Source organism: Mesorhizobium sp. M4B.F.Ca.ET.017.02.2.1, assembly GCF_003998955.1.
Lineage (GTDB): Bacteria > Pseudomonadota > Alphaproteobacteria > Rhizobiales > Rhizobiaceae > Mesorhizobium > Mesorhizobium abyssinicae.
This window is the reverse complement of record NZ_RZOF01000643.1, coordinates 1-1,038: the sequence shown is the minus strand read 5'-3', so window position 1 is coordinate 1,038 and position 1,038 is coordinate 1. Positions and strand designations below refer to the sequence as shown.

General features: G+C 66.4%; 1 protein-coding gene. It reads left to right on the top strand.

Annotated features, from left to right (window positions below; genetic code table 11):
• A partial coding sequence (locus EN738_RS34565) for an AI-2E family transporter (protein ID WP_145967057.1) occupies positions 1 to 1,038 on the top strand: 1,038 nt, incomplete at both ends.

Here is a 1,038-nt window from a genome sequence, read left to right as displayed (position 1 = left end):
ATCCGATCCCGGTCGAGATCGTCGCGCACGAAAAGCCGCTCGAGGTGCTGCAGAACCTGGTAGCGCCGCTGCTCAGCCCGCTCGCCTCGGCCGGCCTGGTCATCGTCGTGGTCATCTTCATGCTGATGGAGCGCGAGGATCTGCGCGACCGCTTCATCCGTCTCGTCGGCTATGGCGACCTGCACCGCACCACGCAGGCGCTGCAGGATGCCGGCAAGCGTGTCGGCCAGTATCTTTTGATGCAGCTGGTGGTCAATATCGTCTACGCCGTGCCGATCACCATCGGGCTCTGGGTGCTGGGCATCCCCAATGCGCTTTTGTGGGGCATGCTGGCGCTGGCGCTGCGCTTCGTGCCCTATATCGGCCCGATCATCGGCGCGCTCTTGCCGCTGTTCCTGGCGCTGGCCGTGGCGCCCGGCTGGGCTCTGCTCTTGTGGACGGCGGCCCTGTTCATCGTCATGGAACTGATAACCGGCAACGTGATCGAACCTTGGCTCTACGGCTCGCGCACCGGGCTGTCGCCGCTCGCCATCATCGTCGCCGCGATCTTCTGGACATGGCTCTGGGGTCCGCTCGGCCTGGTGCTGTCCACCCCGCTCACCGTCTGCCTGGTCGTGCTCGGCCGCCATGTGCCGCAATTCGAATTCCTCGACGTGCTGTTCGGCAACGAGCCGGTGCTGGAGCCGCACGCCCGGCTCTACCAGCGGCTGCTGGCCGGCGATCCGGACGAGGCGACCGACCATGCCGAGGAGTTCCTGGAGGACAAATATCTGTTCGAGTTCTACGACAAGGTCGCGATCCCCGCTTTGCTGCTCGGCGAGCATGACCGCATGCGCGGCGTTCTCGACGACGAGCAGCGGCGGCTGCTGGCCGGCAGCGCCGAGACCCTGGTGGCGAACCTCGACGACAGTGCCCAGCAGGAAGCCGAGGAGGAAGAGGACGAGCCGGAAGCCGCCGCCTCAGGCGATGACAAGGCCGGCGAACGCAAGGCGTCGGAGCGCAAGCCTGGCGAGGACAAGGAGGTCGACGAGGCCGAAG